Source organism: Streptomyces sp. NPDC050549 (genome assembly GCF_040655035.1).
Classification (GTDB): domain Bacteria; phylum Actinomycetota; class Actinomycetes; order Streptomycetales; family Streptomycetaceae; genus Streptomyces.
On record NZ_JBFAJD010000040.1, the window covers coordinates 57,060 to 74,388 of the forward strand.

General features: G+C 70.3%; 15 protein-coding genes and 1 pseudogene. 3 read left to right on the forward strand and 13 right to left on the reverse strand.

The genetic code is table 11. The features are described from left to right. Positions 1 to 64: 64 nt before the first annotated feature. The 3 genes from AB0I51_RS39035 to AB0I51_RS39045 form a co-directional block, all read right to left on the reverse strand. On the reverse strand, positions 65 to 826 hold the full coding sequence (locus AB0I51_RS39035) for a zf-HC2 domain-containing protein (RefSeq protein ID WP_362983125.1): 762 nt from the start codon (positions 824 to 826) through the stop codon (positions 65 to 67). Between the two features lie 38 nt (positions 827 to 864). Beyond that, on the reverse strand, positions 865 to 1,386 hold the full coding sequence (locus AB0I51_RS39040; RefSeq protein WP_019056398.1) for a sigma-70 family RNA polymerase sigma factor: 522 nt from the start codon (positions 1,384 to 1,386) through the stop codon (positions 865 to 867). Positions 1,387 to 1,715: 329 nt separating this feature from the next. Next, positions 1,716 to 2,309, reverse strand: coding sequence for an ABATE domain-containing protein (locus AB0I51_RS39045; protein WP_362983126.1), 594 nt, complete (start codon positions 2,307 to 2,309; stop codon positions 1,716 to 1,718). A gap of 182 nt (positions 2,310 to 2,491) precedes the next feature. Between AB0I51_RS39045 and AB0I51_RS39050 the strand changes: the two genes are divergently transcribed. Next, on the forward strand, positions 2,492 to 3,022 hold the full coding sequence (locus tag AB0I51_RS39050) for an anthrone oxygenase family protein (RefSeq protein ID WP_362983127.1): 531 nt from the start codon (positions 2,492 to 2,494) through the stop codon (positions 3,020 to 3,022). A 206-nt stretch (positions 3,023 to 3,228) separates the two neighbouring features. On the opposite strand, the gene AB0I51_RS39055 is transcribed toward AB0I51_RS39050, so the two are convergent. The 7 genes and pseudogenes from AB0I51_RS39055 to AB0I51_RS39085 all read right to left on the reverse strand — a co-directional run bounded on the left by AB0I51_RS39055 (position 3,229) and on the right by AB0I51_RS39085 (position 12,164). Further along, on the reverse strand, positions 3,229 to 4,389 hold the full coding sequence (locus tag AB0I51_RS39055) for a uroporphyrinogen-III synthase (protein ID WP_362983128.1): 1,161 nt from the start codon (positions 4,387 to 4,389) through the stop codon (positions 3,229 to 3,231). A gap of 127 nt (positions 4,390 to 4,516) precedes the next feature. Further along, positions 4,517 to 5,872, reverse strand: coding sequence for a nitrate/nitrite transporter (locus AB0I51_RS39060; protein ID WP_362983129.1), 1,356 nt, complete (start codon positions 5,870 to 5,872; stop codon positions 4,517 to 4,519). A 209-nt stretch (positions 5,873 to 6,081) separates the two neighbouring features. After that, positions 6,082 to 6,291 (reverse strand): hypothetical protein, encoded by a 210-nt coding sequence (locus AB0I51_RS39065; protein WP_362983130.1) that lies wholly within the window; start codon positions 6,289 to 6,291, stop codon positions 6,082 to 6,084. 112 nt (positions 6,292 to 6,403) lie between these two features. Continuing rightward, on the reverse strand, positions 6,404 to 7,693 hold the full coding sequence (locus AB0I51_RS39070; protein WP_362983131.1) for an acyltransferase: 1,290 nt from the start codon (positions 7,691 to 7,693) through the stop codon (positions 6,404 to 6,406). Next, positions 7,690 to 9,861, reverse strand: coding sequence for a bifunctional polysaccharide deacetylase/glycosyltransferase family 2 protein (locus tag AB0I51_RS39075; RefSeq protein WP_362983132.1), 2,172 nt, complete (start codon positions 9,859 to 9,861; stop codon positions 7,690 to 7,692). The genes AB0I51_RS39070 and AB0I51_RS39075 overlap by 4 nt, the downstream gene beginning before the upstream one ends. Before the next feature lie 62 nt (positions 9,862 to 9,923). Next, positions 9,924 to 10,526, reverse strand: a complete 603-nt coding sequence (locus AB0I51_RS39080; protein WP_362983133.1) for a hypothetical protein — start codon at positions 10,524 to 10,526, stop codon at positions 9,924 to 9,926. A 669-nt stretch (positions 10,527 to 11,195) separates the two neighbouring features. Continuing rightward, positions 11,196 to 12,164, reverse strand: a pseudogene (locus tag AB0I51_RS39085) (LysR family transcriptional regulator). A gap of 84 nt (positions 12,165 to 12,248) precedes the next feature. On the opposite strand from AB0I51_RS39085, the gene AB0I51_RS39090 reads away from it, so the two are divergent. Continuing rightward, positions 12,249 to 13,433 carry an MFS transporter gene (locus AB0I51_RS39090; RefSeq protein ID WP_362983134.1) on the forward strand — a complete coding sequence of 395 codons (1,185 nt, stop codon included), beginning with the start codon at positions 12,249 to 12,251 and terminating at the stop codon, positions 13,431 to 13,433. 198 nt (positions 13,434 to 13,631) lie between these two features. On the opposite strand, the gene AB0I51_RS39095 is transcribed toward AB0I51_RS39090, so the two are convergent. Continuing rightward, positions 13,632 to 14,477 (reverse strand): NAD(P)H-binding protein, encoded by an 846-nt coding sequence (locus AB0I51_RS39095; RefSeq protein ID WP_362983135.1) that lies wholly within the window; start codon positions 14,475 to 14,477, stop codon positions 13,632 to 13,634. A 14-nt stretch (positions 14,478 to 14,491) separates the two neighbouring features. Beyond that, a complete protein-coding gene (locus tag AB0I51_RS39100) occupies positions 14,492 to 15,577 on the reverse strand; it encodes a YafY family protein (RefSeq protein ID WP_362983136.1) in 1,086 nt (361 codons plus the stop codon). A gap of 59 nt (positions 15,578 to 15,636) precedes the next feature. On the opposite strand from AB0I51_RS39100, the gene AB0I51_RS39105 reads away from it, so the two are divergent. Beyond that, positions 15,637 to 16,218: a TIGR03086 family metal-binding protein gene (locus AB0I51_RS39105; RefSeq protein ID WP_362983137.1), complete on the forward strand. Its 582-nt coding sequence runs from the start codon at positions 15,637 to 15,639 to the stop codon at positions 16,216 to 16,218. A gap of 69 nt (positions 16,219 to 16,287) precedes the next feature. Here the strand turns inward: AB0I51_RS39105 and AB0I51_RS39110 are convergent, their stop codons facing one another. Beyond that, positions 16,288 to 17,313 (reverse strand): methyltransferase, encoded by a 1,026-nt coding sequence (locus tag AB0I51_RS39110; RefSeq protein ID WP_362983138.1) that lies wholly within the window; start codon positions 17,311 to 17,313, stop codon positions 16,288 to 16,290. Positions 17,314 to 17,329: the final 16 nt, after the last annotated feature.

A 17,329-nucleotide genomic window follows, 5' to 3' on the forward strand; every position in this document is an offset into this window, starting at 1 on the left:
AAGACGCGGGGTCCGGTGCGCGCCTGGCGCGTCCCGGACCCCGTCGAGCGCAGTCGGACTGTTGCTAGGCGTCCACTTCCACGAGCTTCTTGCCGTCGAAGGTCATGACCTCGAAGTGGTCGATCTGGTTGGGCGAGAGGGCCGCTCCGCCCTGGGCGTAGAGCGGCGCCTTGGCCTCGGCCTTCGTGGCGTTCGCGATGCCGTAACCCCAGGCCGGGACCGACCAGGAGCTCATGGTCTCGCGTTCGCCGTTCTTGCCGACGGCGATCAGGGAGCACTTCAGGGGGCCCTTGACGTTGCTGAGCTCCACGACCCCGAGGGTGCCCCAGTCCTTCTTGGTCATCGCCACGGTCGCGGTGACCTTGGTGCTCTTGTCCGTGGCAGAGACCTTGTCGGACAGATTTTCGAAGGTGTCCTTCGCGGTCGCCGCGGCCACGTTGCCCTTCTGGCCCGAGCTGTCGCCGCCGTTGGCCGCGATGACCGCCAGCGGTCCGGCGATGATCAGGGCAGCCGCCGCGGCGATCATGTAGAAGCTGCGCCGGCGCTTCATGGCCCGGCGCTCACCTACGTCGTCGACCAGCCGTTCCACCAGCCGCGGGCTCGGCTTGGCCGACAGGGACTCACCGATCGCGGGAGTGCCGGAGCCCGGCAGGTCCGCGAGCGCCGCGAGCATCGGTTCCATCCCGGCCAGCTCGTCGAGCTGCTGGGCGCACCACTCGCACGTGGCGAGGTGTGCCTCGAAAGCGGTTGCTTCGGCGTCGTCGAGAATCCCGAGGGCGTAGGCGCCGACAGTCTCGTGTTCGTTCGAGCCCTGAGATCCCTGCATGGAACCAGGACTACCCGTTCCGTATCCCCCGTAAATGCTCATGCCGTCACCCCCCGCTCCTCCAGAGCAAGCTTCATCGATCGAAGGGCGTAGAACACCCTTGAGCGCACCGTGCCACTGGGGATGCCAAGCGTCTCGGCCGCCTCATTGACGGTACGCCCCTTGAAGTACGTCTCGACGAGCACCTCCCGGTGGGCCGGGGTCAGGTCGTCCAACGCGTCCGACAGTGTCATCAGCCACAACGCCTTGTCGATCTCGTCCTCCGCGGGGATGACCTCCAGCGGCGACGGGTCCACCTCCTGCGGCCGGGCCTGCCGGCTGCGGTGACCGTCGATGACGATGCGCCGTGCGACCGTCACCAGCCAGGGTCGTACCGATCCGGTCGCCCGGTTGAGCTGGCCGGCGTTCTTCCAGGCCCGGATGAGCGTCTCCTGCACCACGTCCTCGGCACGTTGCCGGTCACCGGCGACGAGCCGCAGCACATAGGCGAGCAAGGGTCCGGCGTGCTCTCGATACAGGGCACGCATCAGCTCCTCATCAGGTTCCGAGGACTGGGACATGCGATGTCGGGCCCTCGGCGCTTGTTCATTGGCCACGACGGAATCCTTGCGCACGCCCACCTCCGGTGTCCGGGGGTTGCCCCGGTCGGTCGCTCATGGAGAGGTACGCGAGAGGGCGGGCGGGTGTTCAACGTGAGGCGACAGTTTTCTTCGAAGTGACGTGACGACCGGGACATGAGTGCACATTCCGGCCGCACGATCTTTACATTTCCACCACATAAGCAAGATCACGCGGGCTGCCCGTGCGGCGGCCGAGTGAAACGCGCTGTTGTCAAAATCACGTCGCCGATTGACGGTCCATCACTTCACAGAAGCCGCATATGGGATTCTCAGGCTCGGGCGAGGGCCGCGCGCCGTCGGTGCCGGGCCACTCTTTCGCGGTTCCCGCAGACCTCACTGGAGCACCAGCGCCTCCTGCGCCCCCGTGACGTATCCAGGTACACGATGGGGCAGTTGTCGCCTTCGCACTCCCGCAGCGAGGCCCGCGCGACCGGGTCGGTGAGCAGTTCCACGGCGTCCCTGGCGATCACCGCGAGCAGCGCCTCGCACCCCGGCGGACCGGCCAACTCCCGCACCAGCGCCCCGTCTTCGGCCTGTACGGCACGGGGTGCCGGGGGCGCGGCGCGGGCGAGGTCGTTGACGTGGGCCAGCGCGAGATCGTAGGACCCACCCTCCGCCGACGGCCTGCTGCGCACCAACTGTCCGATCCGTCCCCGCAGTTCGCGGAAACCGACGAGCCAGGCCGAGTCGACGTGCGTGAGCTCGGTGGCCGCCGGGACGAGCCCGGAGCGGACGATCCACGCGCGCAGCGGCTCCGGCGCGTCGAGCCGTTCCTCGGGATGCGTGGTCGCGAGGAGATCCAGGCAGATCCGCCCGGCGTCGAAGCGCAGCTCGTACGGGGCCATGGTCGTACCGAGTGCCATGTGCCTGTCACCGCCTAGGGATTACCCCGGTCGGGAAACCGTTGCCTCTACAGTGCCTGCCCGCTCGCGCGGTCGGAACCCCTCGTACCGAGCGCGGATGGGGAGTGCGCGTGGACGGCCGCGTATGCGCGTGCGCGTCTTGGCGATGTCGGGGGCGGGGCCGGGTCCGTTGACTGGAGGGCATGGCAGAGAACAGGACAGCGAACGGGACTGCGACGGGTTGGGTTCTGGGTGCGGCCACGGTCGCGACGGGACTGATCGCCGGGGCCTTCTACGTCTTCGCCTGCGCGGTGATGCCGGGGCCGGCGCGCAGCGACGACCGGGTGTTCGTCGAGGTGATGCGGAACATCAACGACGTGATCCAGAACCCGGTGTTCTTCCTGAGTTTCATGGGGGCGCTGGTGCTGTCCGCGGTGTCGGCGTGGCAGGTGCGCGGGAGGCCGTACCGGGGGTGGGTGTGGGCGGGGCTGACGGCGTACGCGCTCGCCTTCCTCGTCACCGTCGCCTTCAACATCCCGCTGAACGACGGGCTCGCGCGTACGGCGGATGTGGGGGTGGCGCGGGAACGGTTCGAGGGCGCGTGGGTGGGGTGGAACGTGGTGCGGGCGGTGTTGTCGACGGTGGCGGTGGGGTGTCTGGGGCGGGCGCTGGTGCTGTACGGGGCGTTCGAGCGCAGGTCGGCGGAACCCAGCCGGTCCCGGCTCGCTTCATGACGCAGGCGAACACAATCCAGCCCGCCCCGGCCCACTTCTCGACGCGGGCCGGGGCAATCCAGGCCCACCCCGGCGCGCCTGTTGACTCAGGTCCGCAAGATCCAGCCCGTCCGGCGTTTGAGGACGAGGCCCCTTCAGGGCCGACGGGGGTCTGGGGGCGGAGCCCCCGGCAACGCCCGCATCAACAGCCCGCACCAATCACCCGCTCAACCGTCGGAGTACTTCGCGTCGGCGGCGGGATCCAGCGCCAGCCGGTATCCCCGTTTCACCACCGTCTGGATCAGCTTCGGCGCACCGAGTGCCGTGCGGAGGCGGGCCATCGCCGTTTCTACGGCGTGCTCGTCGCGCCCGGCGCCGGGGAGGGCGCGGAGGAGTTCCGCGCGGGCGACGACCCAGCCGGGGCGGCGGGACAGGGCGCGGAGCAGGGACATGCCGGCCGGCGGGACCGGCCGTAGCGCGCCGTCGACCAGGACCGCGTGGCCGCGGATCTCCACCCGGTGGCCCGCGATGGGCAGGGTGCGGGCGCGGGCGGGGAGTTCCTGGCAAAGGAGCTGGACGAGCGGGCCGAGGCGGAAGCGCTCGGGCTGGACCGTGGTGACGCCGTGGTTCTGGAGCGGGAGCGCGGTGACGGGGCCGACGCAGGCCGGGAGGACGTCGTGATGCAGGGCGGCGAGGAGTTCGGGCAGCAGGCCCCGGGTCTCGGCGCGGGAGAGGAGCGAGGCGGCGGCCGGTGCGCTGGTGAAGGTCAGCGCGTCCAGGCCGCGCGAGACCGCCGCGTCCAGCAGCCGGTCCACCGGGGCGATGTCCTCGGGCGGCATCCACCGGTACACGGGGACCACCACGACGTCCGCTCCCCCGGCGCGCAACGACTCCACGAACCCGGGCAGCGGTTCCCCATGCAGTTGTACGGCGACCCGGCGGCCGTCGACGCCCTCCTCCAGGAGCCGGTCGAGCACCTCGGCCATGGACTCGGAGGACGGTGACCACTCCTCAGTCAGACCGGCGGCCCGTACCGCGCCCTTCACCTTGGGCCCGCGGGCGAGCAGCTCCACCCCGCGCAGCCGGTCGAGAAGGGCCTCGCCGAGCCCCCACCCGTCGGCGGCCTCGACCCACCCCCGGAACCCGATCGCGGTGGTGGCCACCACGACATCGGGCGCCTGGTCGATCAACTCCTTGGTGGCGGCGAGCAGTTCGCTGTCGTCGGCGAGGGGCACGATGCGCAGCGCGGGCGCGTGCACTACCACCGCGCCGCGCCGCTGGAGCAGGGCCCCCAGCTCGTCGGCGCGGCGTGCGGCGGTGACGCCCACGGTGAACCCGGAGAGGGGGCCGTGGGGCGCGCTCTCCGGTCGCTGCGGTTGTTCGTCCATGTCTCTCGTCCCGAACGTAGTTGTACATGCAGTCGTGCAGGGGATGGTGCGGCGGTGCCTACATGCCGAACGAGCCTGTCAACGGTGCGTGACAGGCTCGGTTCGACTTCATGTCAGCGGTGTTACGTCACACCTCGGCATAGCTGAGCTGGGGCTTCGCCTCCGATGCGGAAGCTTTGGCCTGCGCCTGCGCGGTCGGGCGGCGAAGGTATACGGCCCAGGTGACGGCGAAGCAGAGGCCGTAGAAGGCGAGGAAGGCGACGAACGCGCCGGTGCCGGAGCCGTAGGAGAGGAAGGACTGCCGGAAGGCGAGGTTGATGCCGACGCCGCCGAGCGCGCCGACGGCCCCGATGAGCCCCATGGAGGCCCCGGAGAGCCGACGGCCGTAGGCAGCCGCCTCCTCGCCCTCCAGCCCCTTCGCGAGGGCCTTGGTCTGGAAGATGCCGGGGATCATCTTGTACGTCGACCCGTTGCCGAGCCCGCTGAGCACGAACAGCACCACGAAGACGGTGACGAACAGCGGGAGCGACTTCTGCATGCTGGCGACGACCAGGATGGCGGTGGCGGCGGCCATGGCGACGAAGTTCCACAGGGTGATCTTCGCGCCGCCGTAGCGGTCGGCGAGCCAGCCGCCGACGGGGCGGATCAGCGAGCCGAGCAGCGGGCCGATGAAGGTGAGGTACGCGGCCTGCAGCGGCGTACGGCCGAACTGGACCTGAAGGACCTGACCGAACGCGAACGCGTACCCGATGAACGACCCGAACGTGCCGATGTACAGGAACGCCATGATCCAGGTGTGCCAGTCCCGCGCGGCGTCCTTGGCGGCGCCGGTGTCGTTCTTCACGGAGGTGAGGTTGTCCATGAAGAGGGCGGCGAGGGTGGCGGCGACGAGGATGAGCGGGATGTAGATCCCGAGCAGCACGCGCGGTCCGCCGCTGGCCCCGATGATCGCGAGGGCGATGAGCTGGATGACGGGAACCCCGATGTTGCCGCCGCCGGCGTTGAGCCCGAGCGCCCAGCCCTTCTTCCGGAGCGGGAAGAAGGCGTTGATGTTGGTCATGGAGGAGGCGAAGTTGCCGCCGCCGATGCCGGCCAGCAGGCCGATCCAGAGGAAGGTGTCGAAGGAGGTCCCCGGCTTCATCACCACGAAGGCGGCGATGGTGGGGATGAGCAGCAGGCTCGCGGAGACGATCGTCCAGTTCCGTCCGCCGAAGACGGCGACCGCGAAGGTGTACGGCACCCGGACGACCGCGCCGACGAGAGTGACCATCGAGGTCAGCAGGAACTTGTCGGCCGGGGTCAGCCCGTACTCCGGGCCCATGAAGAGCACCAGCACGGACCACAGGGTCCAGATCGAGAAGCCGATGTGCTCGGAGAGCACGGAGAACACGAGATTGCGACGGGCGACCTTCTCGCCGGTCTCCCGCCAGAAGGTCTCGTCCTCCGGATCCCAGTGCTCGATCCACTTGCCAGTGGCTGTCATGACGCCTCCACGGTCCACTACGGGGTAACGAGCGGTGATGCATCCCGAAGGTAGGGAGGGCGGGTTTCCACGCTGTGGCTGTGAGTGACCGGAAGGGAACGTTGCTCTCACCGGCGGAGAGTGGGCGCGGTGAGGAAGACCCCGTTCGGCGCGGGGCGGTCGGTGTCGGGGGGTGGGGTGGAAAGAGCGTGGCACTCTGTGCGGAAGTGTCACAGTTCTGCGGGATGGGTGTGGGCGGCCTCGAACCACAGCAGCTTTCCGGCTCCCCGGTCCAGCAGCCCGCCGTCACCGATCGGCCGGCCGCCCCGAGAAGTGGCATACGCCTGTACGAGGTGGAGGCCGCGTCCGCCGTCGGCGTCGAGCGAAGCAGGCGGGAGCCGCTCGCCGGGCCGCCTGTCGAGGGCGGCCCGTACGGTCACACGTGCGACGCGTGCGGCGGGGGGAGTCGCACCGTCCGCCTCCGCGAAAGCGACACCCGCAACACGATCATCACCACCACACCCGCCGGCCTGCGGCACCTGATACACACCCTCAAGTCCCCTTCCGCCGACTCCCCCCACCGCTGACTCCGTTCGGCCACAACCTCGGCGCCCGCTTCGCCGCGATGTCCTCGATCCAGCCGAACGCCAGGATCGCCACCGCGATGAGCGGCCAGATGAGGACGAACATCAGGAACGTGTCCGCCTTGTCGAGCAGGGCTGTCGCGCTGTCGCTCTCCATGAACGGCAGGTTGTACAGCTGGTCGATGATCGGGACCGTGGCCATGATGAGGAGGTTGTGCCACAGGTAGATCGTGACGGCGCGGTTGTTGGAGAGGGTCACCAGCTTGTCCCAGCGGGCCAGGCGGCCCGGCAACTCCTGCCAGGACGGGGCGTACTGGAGCAGGATCACCACGATCCCGAAGGACCACGTCGCCTGCGCCAGCGGGATGTCGTTCAGGTCCCACCCGTCCGGGCCCAGATGGCCCGACGCCCACCACAGGCCGAAGCCCATGACGACGGTCGCGCCCGACACCGCGAGATAGCGCGGGACTTGCTTCAGCACGCCCTCGTGATGGGCGAAGCCCAGGACCCAACACCCGCCGTACACCGCGAAGTCGGACACCGCGTTGCCCGTCTCACCCGGGATCGTCACCAGCCCCGTACCGACAACCGCCGTCAACGCCAACGGCGCCAGCAGCGTCGCCCACGGAACCCGCCGGAACGCCCACAGCAGCAGCGGTGACGCGATCACGAACCACAGATAGGCCCGCAGGTACCAGAGCGGGCCCGCCGCCTGGTCCGCCCACGTGCTCTCCAACAGGCCTGATTCGGACCCCAGATGCTCGGGGTACGGCGGTGCGCCGACCGGCACGATGTAGTCGAACACCTTCGCCGCGCCCCACCAAGTACCGCCCATGTCAGGGTCCTTGAGCGGGTTCCAGCCCATCGCGAACGTCAGCACCAGCACCACCGCGCTGAACGCCCAGAGCGGGGGCAGCAGTCGCCGTAGCCGGCCCCTGATCACTCCCAGCGCCGGACGGTTCAGGGAGCGGGCCATCAGGGAACCCGCCAGCGCGAACATCACGCCCATGGAAGGGAACAGGACGGAAAGCCAGGCCCAGCCGAAGAGGTGGTAGACGACCACCCGGACGAGGGCGATCGAGCGGAGGAGGTCGAGGTAGCGGTCCCGGCCGCCTCCGCCAGCCTTCGCCTTCGCCTTCGCCGGCTCCGGCGCCAACTCGGCTTCCTGCTGCCGCTGTTGGGGAATGCCGTACACCGGAGTCGATTCGGGATCGGAGCCGGAGCCCTGGTTCGTTCCCGTCGGGTATCCGTGCGTCATGCGACCGGCCTCCGATCGTCACTGCCAGTGCGGTTGCGCTGGGTCGGTACCGGACCGCCGGGTGCCTCCACAACTCCCGTGCGCCGCAGCTTCTGCCAGCGCAGGCGGCCTCCGGTGAGCGCGGTGATCCAGGACTGGAGCAGTACGACGTACATGAGTTGGCGGTAGAGGATCTGCTGGAGCGGCAGCGAGACGAGGTGGGTCATGCGTTCGCGATCCAGGCGGAAGGCGTACGCCGCGCAGAACGCCTGGATGGCGAGGACGCCCAGCCAGGCCAGGAAGGTCTTCTCGGTCAGGCCGAACACCAGGCCGTAGAGCAGGAATACGTCGATCAGCGGGGCCAGGATGGGGGCGATGACCATGAAGAGGGCCACCAGCGGCAGACCGACCCTGCCGAAGCGGCCGGACGGGCCGCGGTCGAGCAGCGCGCCCCGGTGTTTCCAGATCGCCTGCATCGTGCCGTAGGACCAGCGGTAGCGCTGGGACCACAACTGCTGGACCGTCTCCGGTGCCTCGGTCCAGGCGCGGGCCTGCTCGGCGTAGACGACGCGCCAGCCGTCGCGGTGGATCGCCATCGTGATGTCGGTGTCCTCGGCGAGGGTGTCGTCGCTCATGCCGCCGACCCGCTCCAGCGCGCTTCTCCTGAAGGCCCCCACGGCGCCCGGGATCGTCGGCATGCAGCGCAGGACGTCGTACATCCGGCGGTCGAGGTTGAAGCCCATCACGTACTCGATGTGCTGCCAGGCGCCGATCAGCGAATCGCGGTTGCCCACCTTCGCGTTGCCCGCCACCGCGCCCACGCGCGGGTCGCCAAAGGGCTGGACCAGCTCCCGTACGGTGGCCGGTTCGAAGACCGTGTCGCCGTCCATCATCACGATGAGGTCGTGACTCGCGTTCGCCAGGCCGCGGTTGAGGGCGGCCGGCTTGCCCGCGTTGAGCTGGCGTACGACCCGGACGTTCGGGAGGTCCATCGCCTCCACGATTCTCGCCGTGCCGTCCGCCGAGCCGTCGTCGACGACGATCACCTCGACGGGATGCTCGCTCGCCATCAGTGAACGGACCGTGTTCTCAATGCACTTGGCCTCGTTGTACGCCGGGACGAGGACCGTGACCGGTTCGGTGACCGGTGGGCCCCAGGCGAAGTCCTTGCGGCGGACCCGGCGGGCGTGGATCACCGAGAGCAGGAGCATCAGCACGAAGCGGGCGATGACGAGGGAGCCGGTGATCGCCAGGCCGACCACCAGGATGTCGGTGATGTTGTCCGAGGCCTGGACCAGGAAGGTCCAGGCCTTGCCCTTCCACAGGTTCAGGCCGGTCACCGGGGTGAGCGCGCTGGGCGCGCCGAGCGCCTCGGTGAGGTTGTCGAACTTGTAGCCCTTGGCCTGCATCTCCGGCAGGAACTTGTCGAGCGCCTGCACGGTCTGATGGCGGTCGCCGCCCGAGTCGTGCATCAGGACGATCGCGCCCTTGCCTTCGCGCGGGGTGGCATTGCTGATGATCTTCGCGACGCCGGGCTTCTGCCAGTCCTCGCTGTCCGTGTTGTTGACGGCGGTGATGTAGCCGCGGGTGCCGATGTACTCGGTCACCGGCCAGGACAGGTTGTCCATCGCGTCGGCGGAGGAGGAGTACGGCGGCCGGAACAGCGACGTACGGATGCCGGCCGCGCCGGTGATCGCGAGCTGGGTCTGCGACAGCTCCCAGTCGATGCGCTTCTTGGACTGGAAGGAGAGGTCGGGGTGGCTGAAGGTGTGCACGCCGACCTCGTTGCCCTCGTCCACGATGCGTTTGACCAGGTCCGGGTAGCGCGAGGTCATGGTGCCGGTGACGAAGAAGACGCCGTGCGCGTGATGCTTCTTGAGCACGTCCAGGACCTTGGGGGTCCAGGTCGGGTCGGGGCCGTCGTCGAAGGTGAGGACGATGTCGTGGTCCGGCACGTCCAGGCTCGTCGTACGGCCGCTGCGGGTGTCGATGACCGGGCCGCCGTCGAGGATCTTCTCCGGCACCTTGTCGGTCGCGGCCTCGGGGCGGATGCGGTGGTCGGCGAGGATCTCGCTGTGCACATAGCCGCGCAGCATCAGCATCGCCAGCATCGCGACGAGAAGCAGCATCGGCAGCAGGAACCGCATGGAGATGCGGCGCCGCCGGAAGCCGCGCGCCGTTTTGGGCATGCCTCCGTGACGGCCGCCCGGGGCCGTGTTCGTGGCTGCGGGGCGGCGGTTGTGCGATGCCATCAGACGATGTGCTCCGGGGTCATGGACGGGGCCGGGGCCGGTGCCGTTGCCGGTGCCGTTGCCGGTTCGGAGGGCGCGGCCGAGCCCTGCGCCACGGGCGACGGCGTGTTCGGCGCGTCAGCGACCGTGCCGGTGCCCGCCGTCGGGGTCGGGGTCGGCGTGGTGGGCTGCGCCGGGGCGCTCGTACCGGCCGTCGGCGTGCTCGGGCCGGACGACGGAGTGTCCTGCGGGTGCGAGGGCTGTACGACCGGATTGCTCACGGTCCCGCCGGCCGGGGCCGACGTGCTCTTGCTCGCGGACGGCTTGGGAGACGCCGACGTGGTCGCCTTGCCACCAGGGGCCTTGGACGCGCCGCTCGCGCTCGCGCCGGCGCCCGGCGACGGTGTCGTACCGTCACTCGCCGTCGGGATGTTCCCCGGCGCCACGCCGCCGCCACCGGACGGCCGGCCCGACTCGGCGGGCAGCGGCGAGGTGTCGACCTTGCTCGCGGGCGGGTCGTCCTTCTGCCCCGGCACCGGGAGCCACGGCGCGTCCGAGCTGCCGGACAGCAGTGTGGCGACGATGACGACGGCGTACACCGCGCAGACGATGCCGACGGCCATGCCGATCCGGCGGTATCTACGGCTGCGGCGGCCGGACTCGTCGACGAAGACGGGCCCGTCCGATCCGTCATGACCGGCACCCTTCGCTCCCGGGTCACCCAACTCCTCGGCAGGGCCGTCGAGTTGGACGGTCACCTCGTCGGGGTCGTTCGCCGCGGGCGCGCCCCAGGGATCGGCCAGGGCACCGGACGGACCGATGGGCGGATCGGTGAGCGGCCCTGCCGGTCCCCCACGTACTCCCTCGGGGACGACGGGCCAGGACGACCCCGGTGGTCCGGACGGCTCGTTCCGTATACGGCCGACACGACCGGCGTGACCACCATGACGGCCATGCCGACCGCCGTCCAGGATCTCCGGTCCCCCGGCCGCTCCGGTCACCCCGACCGCTCCGGCTGCTCCGGTCTCCGGGAACGCCTGGGCCTCTCCGCCTACGACCGGTACGTCTCTGGTCGCGGATGCAGCCCGGGGCCATTCCGGTTGGGCGTCTTCTCGCCACTTTTCCACGCGCACGCACTTCCCCCCACGGAACTGTTCCGGGCGCGCAGACGACCCTGAGCACACGCCGTCGAACCGGGCCCCCACCCGGTCCACGCGCCCCCTGTACCACACCGTGCCCAGGTCACCGAAGGTAGCGTAACGAGACCTCACATGTGACGGGATGCGTAATTTCTACGTTTTTAGCATGTCCACGTCCATGGCTGGAATCCATCCATCCACGGGCTGGCGAAGCCATCTCTCGGCGGCACCGATCTCCACCGCAGCGCGTCGAAGCGCGTCGAATCCGGGGTGCACCAGCCCCTTTCGCCACACGAGCGACACGGGGGACAAGGGCACCGGCTTCACCAGGGGCCGCAGCACGGTCCGGCGCATGGCCGGAAAGCCCACTACAGCAAGAATCGGGTTCCGCGTCCGACCCATCACCCGTTCGAATTCCTCCTCGCCTACGGCCATAGGCGCGGGCGCCGCAACCTCGATGTCACGCCCCTCGAACAACCGCCGCGCGAGATCCGTCCACTCCGGGGTACGCGGATTCCCGGCGCCCGCGTACACGACCTCCCCCTTGAGCGCGTCCACCGGCACCTCCGCGAGCGACGCCAGCCGGTGGTCCTCGGGCAGTACGACCGCCATCGGCTCGTACCGCACGAGTTGATGACAGAGCCCGGCCCGCAGCACCGGATCGAGCCCGGCGAACCGTCCGAACGACACGTCGAGCCGCCCCGCCAGCAACTCCCCCGCGGCTCCCGTCAGTCCGCTCTCGTAGCGGGCCATCAGCTCCTGCTCCGGGGCGAGTTCACGGGCCCGGTGCAGCACCCGGCGCCCGGTGCCAAGGCCCGGCGAGTTCAGATCCACGAGCAGGGGCCGGGCCTGCCGGAACGCGGCGAGCAACTCGTCCTGCGCGGCGAGCACCTGTCGGGCATACGGCACCAGCCGCGCACCGTCCGCCGTCAACGTCACCTGCCGGGTGGTCCGCACGAACAGTTCGGCGCCCAACTCCCGCTCCAGCCGCCGCACATCACGACTCAGCGCCTACTGGGCGACGTAGAGCCGGGTGGCGGCGCGAGTGAAGTGCAGCTCCTCGGCCACGGCGAGAAAGGCGCGGAGGAGTCGGAGGTCCACGTGGGCCGGTGTCCGGGGCATCCGGCGAACTTACAACGCAGGGGCGTGAATCGGCGCGGAACAGGTGTTGGACCCCTTGATCGTCCGGGAGTCACGGTGGGAGACATGTACCGCCACCTCTTCTCCCTCCCCGGCACCCGCGCCTTCACCGCCGGGAACCTGATCGCCCGCCTCCCCGCGGGCATGTTCAGCGTGAGCGCGGTCGTGATGATCGCCGGTTCACGGGGCTCGTACGCCCTCGCCGGCGCCGTCACCGCGACCGGCCTCGCGGCGACGGCGCTCGCCGGGCCGTGGATCGCGCGCCTGACGGACCGGTACGGCCAGTCCCGAACGGCCGTGCCGGCAACGGTGGTTGCGTTCCTGGGCTCTCTGTCCCTACTTCTCTGCGTGCGCTACGGCGCCCCCGACTGGACCCTGTTCGCCGCGTACGCGGCCACCGCGACGACCCCCAACACCGGCGGCATGTCCCGCGCCCGCTGGGCCCATCTGCTCGTCGGCGACACCGAGGCCCTGCACACCGCGAACTCCTTCGAGCAGGCGGCCGACGAGCTGTGCTTCATGCTGGGCCCGGCGCTGGCGGCGTTCCTGTGCGGCACGTTCTTCCCGGAGGCGGGGACGCTGGTCGGCGCGGTGCTGCTGCTGACCGGAATGCTGATCTTCACGGCCCAGCGTTCGACGGAACCACCGCCGAGCCCGGCCCCGAAGGGCGGTCTGCCCCTGCGCGTGCCCGGCATCCGGCCCCTCCTCGCCGGTTTCGTGGCGACGGGCGCGGTGTTCGGTTCGATGGAGGTCGCCACGCTGGCGTACGCGAACGCGACGGGTCACCGTGCGGTGGGCGGTGCGGTGTTGGCCCTCCAGGCGGCCGGCTCGTGCGCGGCGGGCCTGCTGTACGGGAGGCTGAAGCCGACGGGGGCGCCGGAACTCCGGCTGCGGTGGTGCCTGTTGGCGATGAGCGCCCTGATGACCCTGCCGCTGCTGGCGGCAGGCACGCTGGGCTCGCTGCCCGCGCTGGCGGCGGCCCTGGTGCCGGCAGGCACGGCGACGGCCCCGACGATGGTCACCGCGATGACCTTGCTCCAGCACCGCACGCCGGAGGGCCGGTTGAACGAGGGCATGAGTCTGGCGGTGACGGGCTTGCTGCTGGGGATCGCGTGCGGTTCGGCGGCGGGTGGCTGGGCTGCGGAGCACGGATCGCCGGCGGCGGGCTTCGTGGTGCCGGTCGCGGCGGCCGTGACGGCCTTGTCGATCGGTGTTCCGGCGTCTGTTCGACGACCAGGCACGAGGTGTTGACCAGGAGGGATGTCCAGCGGCCGGCCACCCTGCCGAGGCCGTCCGCGCAGGATCCGAGTGCCACGCCACGGATGCTCCGCGGTGCCGCCGCGCCGAGTGTCCCGCACACATGGAGGGCCGCCGGGTTCCCACTGCCGCGGGGGAATGCTCGCAGCGGGAACCCGGCGACGGCGCAGGGGTGTGTGGCCCGGCGCAGCCCTACTTGAACGCGGGCAGGTTCCGTGTGACCCACTCGCCGAACGGACGGGCCGGGCGCCCGAGGACCTTCTCCACGTCGGGGCTGACCTGCTGCTCGACCGGGAGCGGGGTGCCCAGGACGTCGAGCGTGCCGCCGACGACCTCTTCCGGCATGAACTGCGCCATGACGGCGTGGGCGTCCTCGCGGGTCAGCTCCACGAAGTTCACGTCCTCGCCGAGCACCTCGGAGATCATCTCGGCCTGTCGCCGCGGTCCGACGGCCTCGGGACCGGTCAGCACGTACGTCTGCCCGGCGTGACCGTCCTCGCGCAACGCGACCGCCGCGACATCGGCGATGTCCGCCGGGTCGATGACGGGCAGCGCCACGTCGCCGAAGGGCGAGAACACCGTACGGTTCGTGCGCACCGACTCGGACCACGCGTACGCGTTGGAGGCGAAACCGCCCGGGCGCAGGATCGTGTAGTCCAGGCCGGAGGCGCGTACGGCGGCCTCGAACTCGCGCAGACGGTTGTGCGAGACGGTGTCCGAGCGCGTACCGGCGAGCTGGGAGGAGACGAGCACGACGCGCTTGACGCCGGCGGTCTTGGCGATGTCGAGGAGGTTCGTCGCCGCCTCGCCGGGGCCGTTGAGCTCGCCCGCCAGCAGGATGAAGAAGGCGTCGGCTCCTTCGAGGACCGGCTTGACTCCGGCGAAGTTCCCGAGATCGGCCTGGACGGTGCGGACGCCGTCCGGCAGCCCGGCGGGCTCCGCGCTGCGCGAGAGGGCCACGACCTCCTCTCCCGCCTCGACGAGCGCGGCGACCAGCGGACGGCCGATGTTGCCGGTGGCTCCGGTGACAACAATCATGAACAGCTCCTGATTCAAAGGGGGTTGGGTGAGATCACCGCTGCTGGGCGGCTGCGCCGTACTGGTCGGACGACGCTCTCCGTCGTCACGTCCCGGACGCTAGCATCCTCAACATAGTAGGTACCTAGAGGAAAGTGACTCTGCTTCTGATACCCGCCGTAGACGGCGACGATCGAGCGTCCGAGGCGGGCGAGGGCGTCTCGTGCCTCGGGTGGTTCAAGGACCTCGACGCGGTCGCCGAGACCGGCAAGGCGGGCGGCCAGGACCTGGATCGAGGGGCCCTCGGCCGTGAAACCGACACGCCCGCAGGTTTGCTCCTCGCCGACGCACAGCCGACCGCCGAACAACTCGCCCAGCAGCGGCAGGACTTCGGGGTCGACCCGGCCGCGCAGGGTCACCGAGGACATGCGCAGTTCCATCTCCTGAGTCAACTCGCGCCAGGCCGCCGCGAGTTCGAACCCCTCGGGGCGGATCGCGGGCTCGCCCGTGGTGGTCGCGCGGTCGATCCGGCTGAGCCGGAAGGTACGCAGTCCGTCCCTGGTGCCGTCGCCGGCCACGAGGTACCAGCGGCCCGCCTTGGAGACCAGACCGAGCGGATGCACGGTCCGCTCGGTCCGCGCCCGGCCCGAGGGGGCGTAGCCGAGGCGGATCTGCTCACGGTCGAGGATCGCCCGCTCCAGCGTGTGCCGGTGCGGCCCGCCCGCGCCCTCCTCCGTCCGCGACCAGTCCTGTACGTCCACGACGACCGACCCGGCCGCGGCCTCGGCCTGCGGTCGCATCGGCTCGGGCATCGCGCGCATGAGTTTGCGCAGGGCCGACCGGAGTTCCGGCGAGGTCGAGGGCGGCCCCACCGCGAGGAACAGCGCCTCGATCTCACGCTCGGTCAGTCCGGTCAGGTCGGTGCGGGCGCCGCCGACCAGGCGCCAGCCGCCGCCCCGGCCGCGCTGCGCGTAGACGGGGATGCCGGCGGCGCCAAGAGCCTCCAGGTCCCGCCGGGCGGTGCGCTCGGAGACCTCCAGCTCCCGCGCCACCTCGCGCGCCGTCACTCGTCCTCGCGCCTGTAACAGCAGGAGGGTTGCCACCAGACGGTCCGCCTTCATTTCTCACTGTCTCCGGTAATAGGCCATGAGGTGACCTGTTCTGCCGAGAGGATCGAGGTATGACTACCTCTTCCAATGACCCACGTGGTGGCCTCTTCAAGGCCGTTGACCTGGTCGGCGAGACCCTCGCCGCGGTACGCCCCGAGCAGTACGCCCTCGCCACCCCGTGTCCCGACTACTCGGTCCGCGACATGGCCAACCACCTGGTGTCGGTGCTGCGCCGGCTCACCGTGATGGGCACGGGCGGCTCGTTCATGAGCGTTCCGCACTTCGCCCCGGACGTCGCCGACGGGCAGTGGGCCGAGGCGCTGGCCGTGTCGCGCAAGGAGTTCGACGCGGTGTGGTCGGACGACGCCGTGCTGGGCCGCGAGATCGGACTGCCGTGGGGCCCGGTCCCGGGGGTCGCCGCCGCGGTGATCTACACCAACGAATTCGTGCTGCACGCCTGGGACTTGGTGAAGGCCACCGGTCAGACACCCGTCTGGGACCCGGAGATGCTGGCGGCCCCGCTGGCCGCCATGCACCACGCCGTGCCCGCCGAACCCCGGGGCGGCCAGGTCCCGTTCGGACCGGTCGTCGAGGTGCCCGAGGACGCGCCCGGCATCGACCGGCTCGTGGGCTGGTACGGCCGCCGCCCCTGACGAACCGTCGGACACAGTGGCCGGACCGGGACGACGGACGTCGTCCCGGTCCGGCTGCCACCACATCGCTCAGGCCCGCACTGCCTCGACGAAGCTGCACAGTCCGCCGCCGGAGAGCACGCGCGACAGCTTCAGACCGGCGCGCGCGAAGAGCTCCGCGTACTGGGCCTCACTGCGCTGGACCCCGTCCGCGTGCGCCATCATGTTGAGGTCCATCAGCTTCACCGTCAGCGCCTCCGTGCCGTCCGGCGGCATCACGGCCTCGACGAGCAGCACCCGGGCGTCCTCGGCCATCGCCCGGCGGATCGCGCCGAGGATGAGTTCGGCCTTGTCGTCCTCCCAGTTGTGGAGGACGTTCACCACCACATAGGCGTCACCGCCCTCGGGTACCGAGGCGAGGAAGTCACCGCCCACGATCTCGACGCGGTCCTGGACCCCGGCCTTCGCGAACTCGTCGCCCGCACCGGCCACGACGTCGGGCTGGTCGAACAGGATGCCCCGCACCGCCGGGTTGGCCGCGAGGATCGCCGCGAGGAACTGGCCGTGGCCGCCACCGACGTCCACCACCTTGCGGAAGGTGCCGAAGTCGTAGGCCGCCACCGCGGGCGCGGTCACCTGGGACGAGGTGTCCGTCATGGCCCGGTCGAACAGGGCGTTGACCTCGGGATGTTCGAGCATGTACTCCCAGACCGGCTTGCCGTGCACCGACTCGAAGACGGAACGGCCGGTGCGTACGGAGTCCGCCAGACCGGTCCAGGTGTAGCGCTCCGCCGCCGTGTTGACCCAGCGCGCGAAGTTCCGCATCGAGTCCGGTGCGTCGCTGCGCAGGGCGTGACCGACCTCGGTGAGGGTGAACACCCGTCCGGGGGCTTCCTCGAAGAGGCCGATGTCGGCGGTGGCGCGCAGCAGTCGGTAGAGGTTGGTGGCGTCGACGTCGAGGTCCTTCGCCAGACTCTCGACATCGCACGGGCCCTGGGCCAGGGCGTCGGCCACGGCGAGCTCGGCGACCGCGCTGACGGCTGCCGCGACCCAACTCGACATCGCGAGCTGCAGAATCCGGGCGGACGGGGGGATCTGAGCGGATGCGGACTCCACTGCGGTCCAGCCTTTC

Coding starts and splice junctions, on each gene's coding strand:
- AB0I51_RS39035 (WP_362983125.1), bottom strand. CDS start 826: ATGCAGGGATCTCAGGGCTCGAACGAACACGAGACTGTCGGCGCCTAC.
- AB0I51_RS39040 (WP_019056398.1), bottom strand. CDS start 1,386: ATGTCCCAGTCCTCGGAACCTGATGAGGAGCTGATGCGTGCCCTGTAT.
- AB0I51_RS39045 (WP_362983126.1), bottom strand. CDS start 2,309: ATGGCACTCGGTACGACCATGGCCCCGTACGAGCTGCGCTTCGACGCC.
- AB0I51_RS39050 (WP_362983127.1), top strand. CDS start 2,492: ATGGCAGAGAACAGGACAGCGAACGGGACTGCGACGGGTTGGGTTCTG.
- AB0I51_RS39055 (WP_362983128.1), bottom strand. CDS start 4,389: ATGGACGAACAACCGCAGCGACCGGAGAGCGCGCCCCACGGCCCCCTC.
- AB0I51_RS39060 (WP_362983129.1), bottom strand. CDS start 5,872: ATGACAGCCACTGGCAAGTGGATCGAGCACTGGGATCCGGAGGACGAG.
- AB0I51_RS39070 (WP_362983131.1), bottom strand. CDS start 7,693: ATGACGCACGGATACCCGACGGGAACGAACCAGGGCTCCGGCTCCGAT.
- AB0I51_RS39075 (WP_362983132.1), bottom strand. CDS start 9,861: ATGCCCAAAACGGCGCGCGGCTTCCGGCGGCGCCGCATCTCCATGCGG.
- AB0I51_RS39080 (WP_362983133.1), bottom strand. CDS start 10,526: ATGGCCGTCGGCATCGTCTGCGCGGTGTACGCCGTCGTCATCGTCGCC.
- AB0I51_RS39090 (WP_362983134.1), top strand. CDS start 12,249: ATGTACCGCCACCTCTTCTCCCTCCCCGGCACCCGCGCCTTCACCGCC.
- AB0I51_RS39095 (WP_362983135.1), bottom strand. CDS start 14,477: ATGATTGTTGTCACCGGAGCCACCGGCAACATCGGCCGTCCGCTGGTC.
- AB0I51_RS39100 (WP_362983136.1), bottom strand. CDS start 15,577: ATGAAGGCGGACCGTCTGGTGGCAACCCTCCTGCTGTTACAGGCGCGA.
- AB0I51_RS39105 (WP_362983137.1), top strand. CDS start 15,637: ATGACTACCTCTTCCAATGACCCACGTGGTGGCCTCTTCAAGGCCGTT.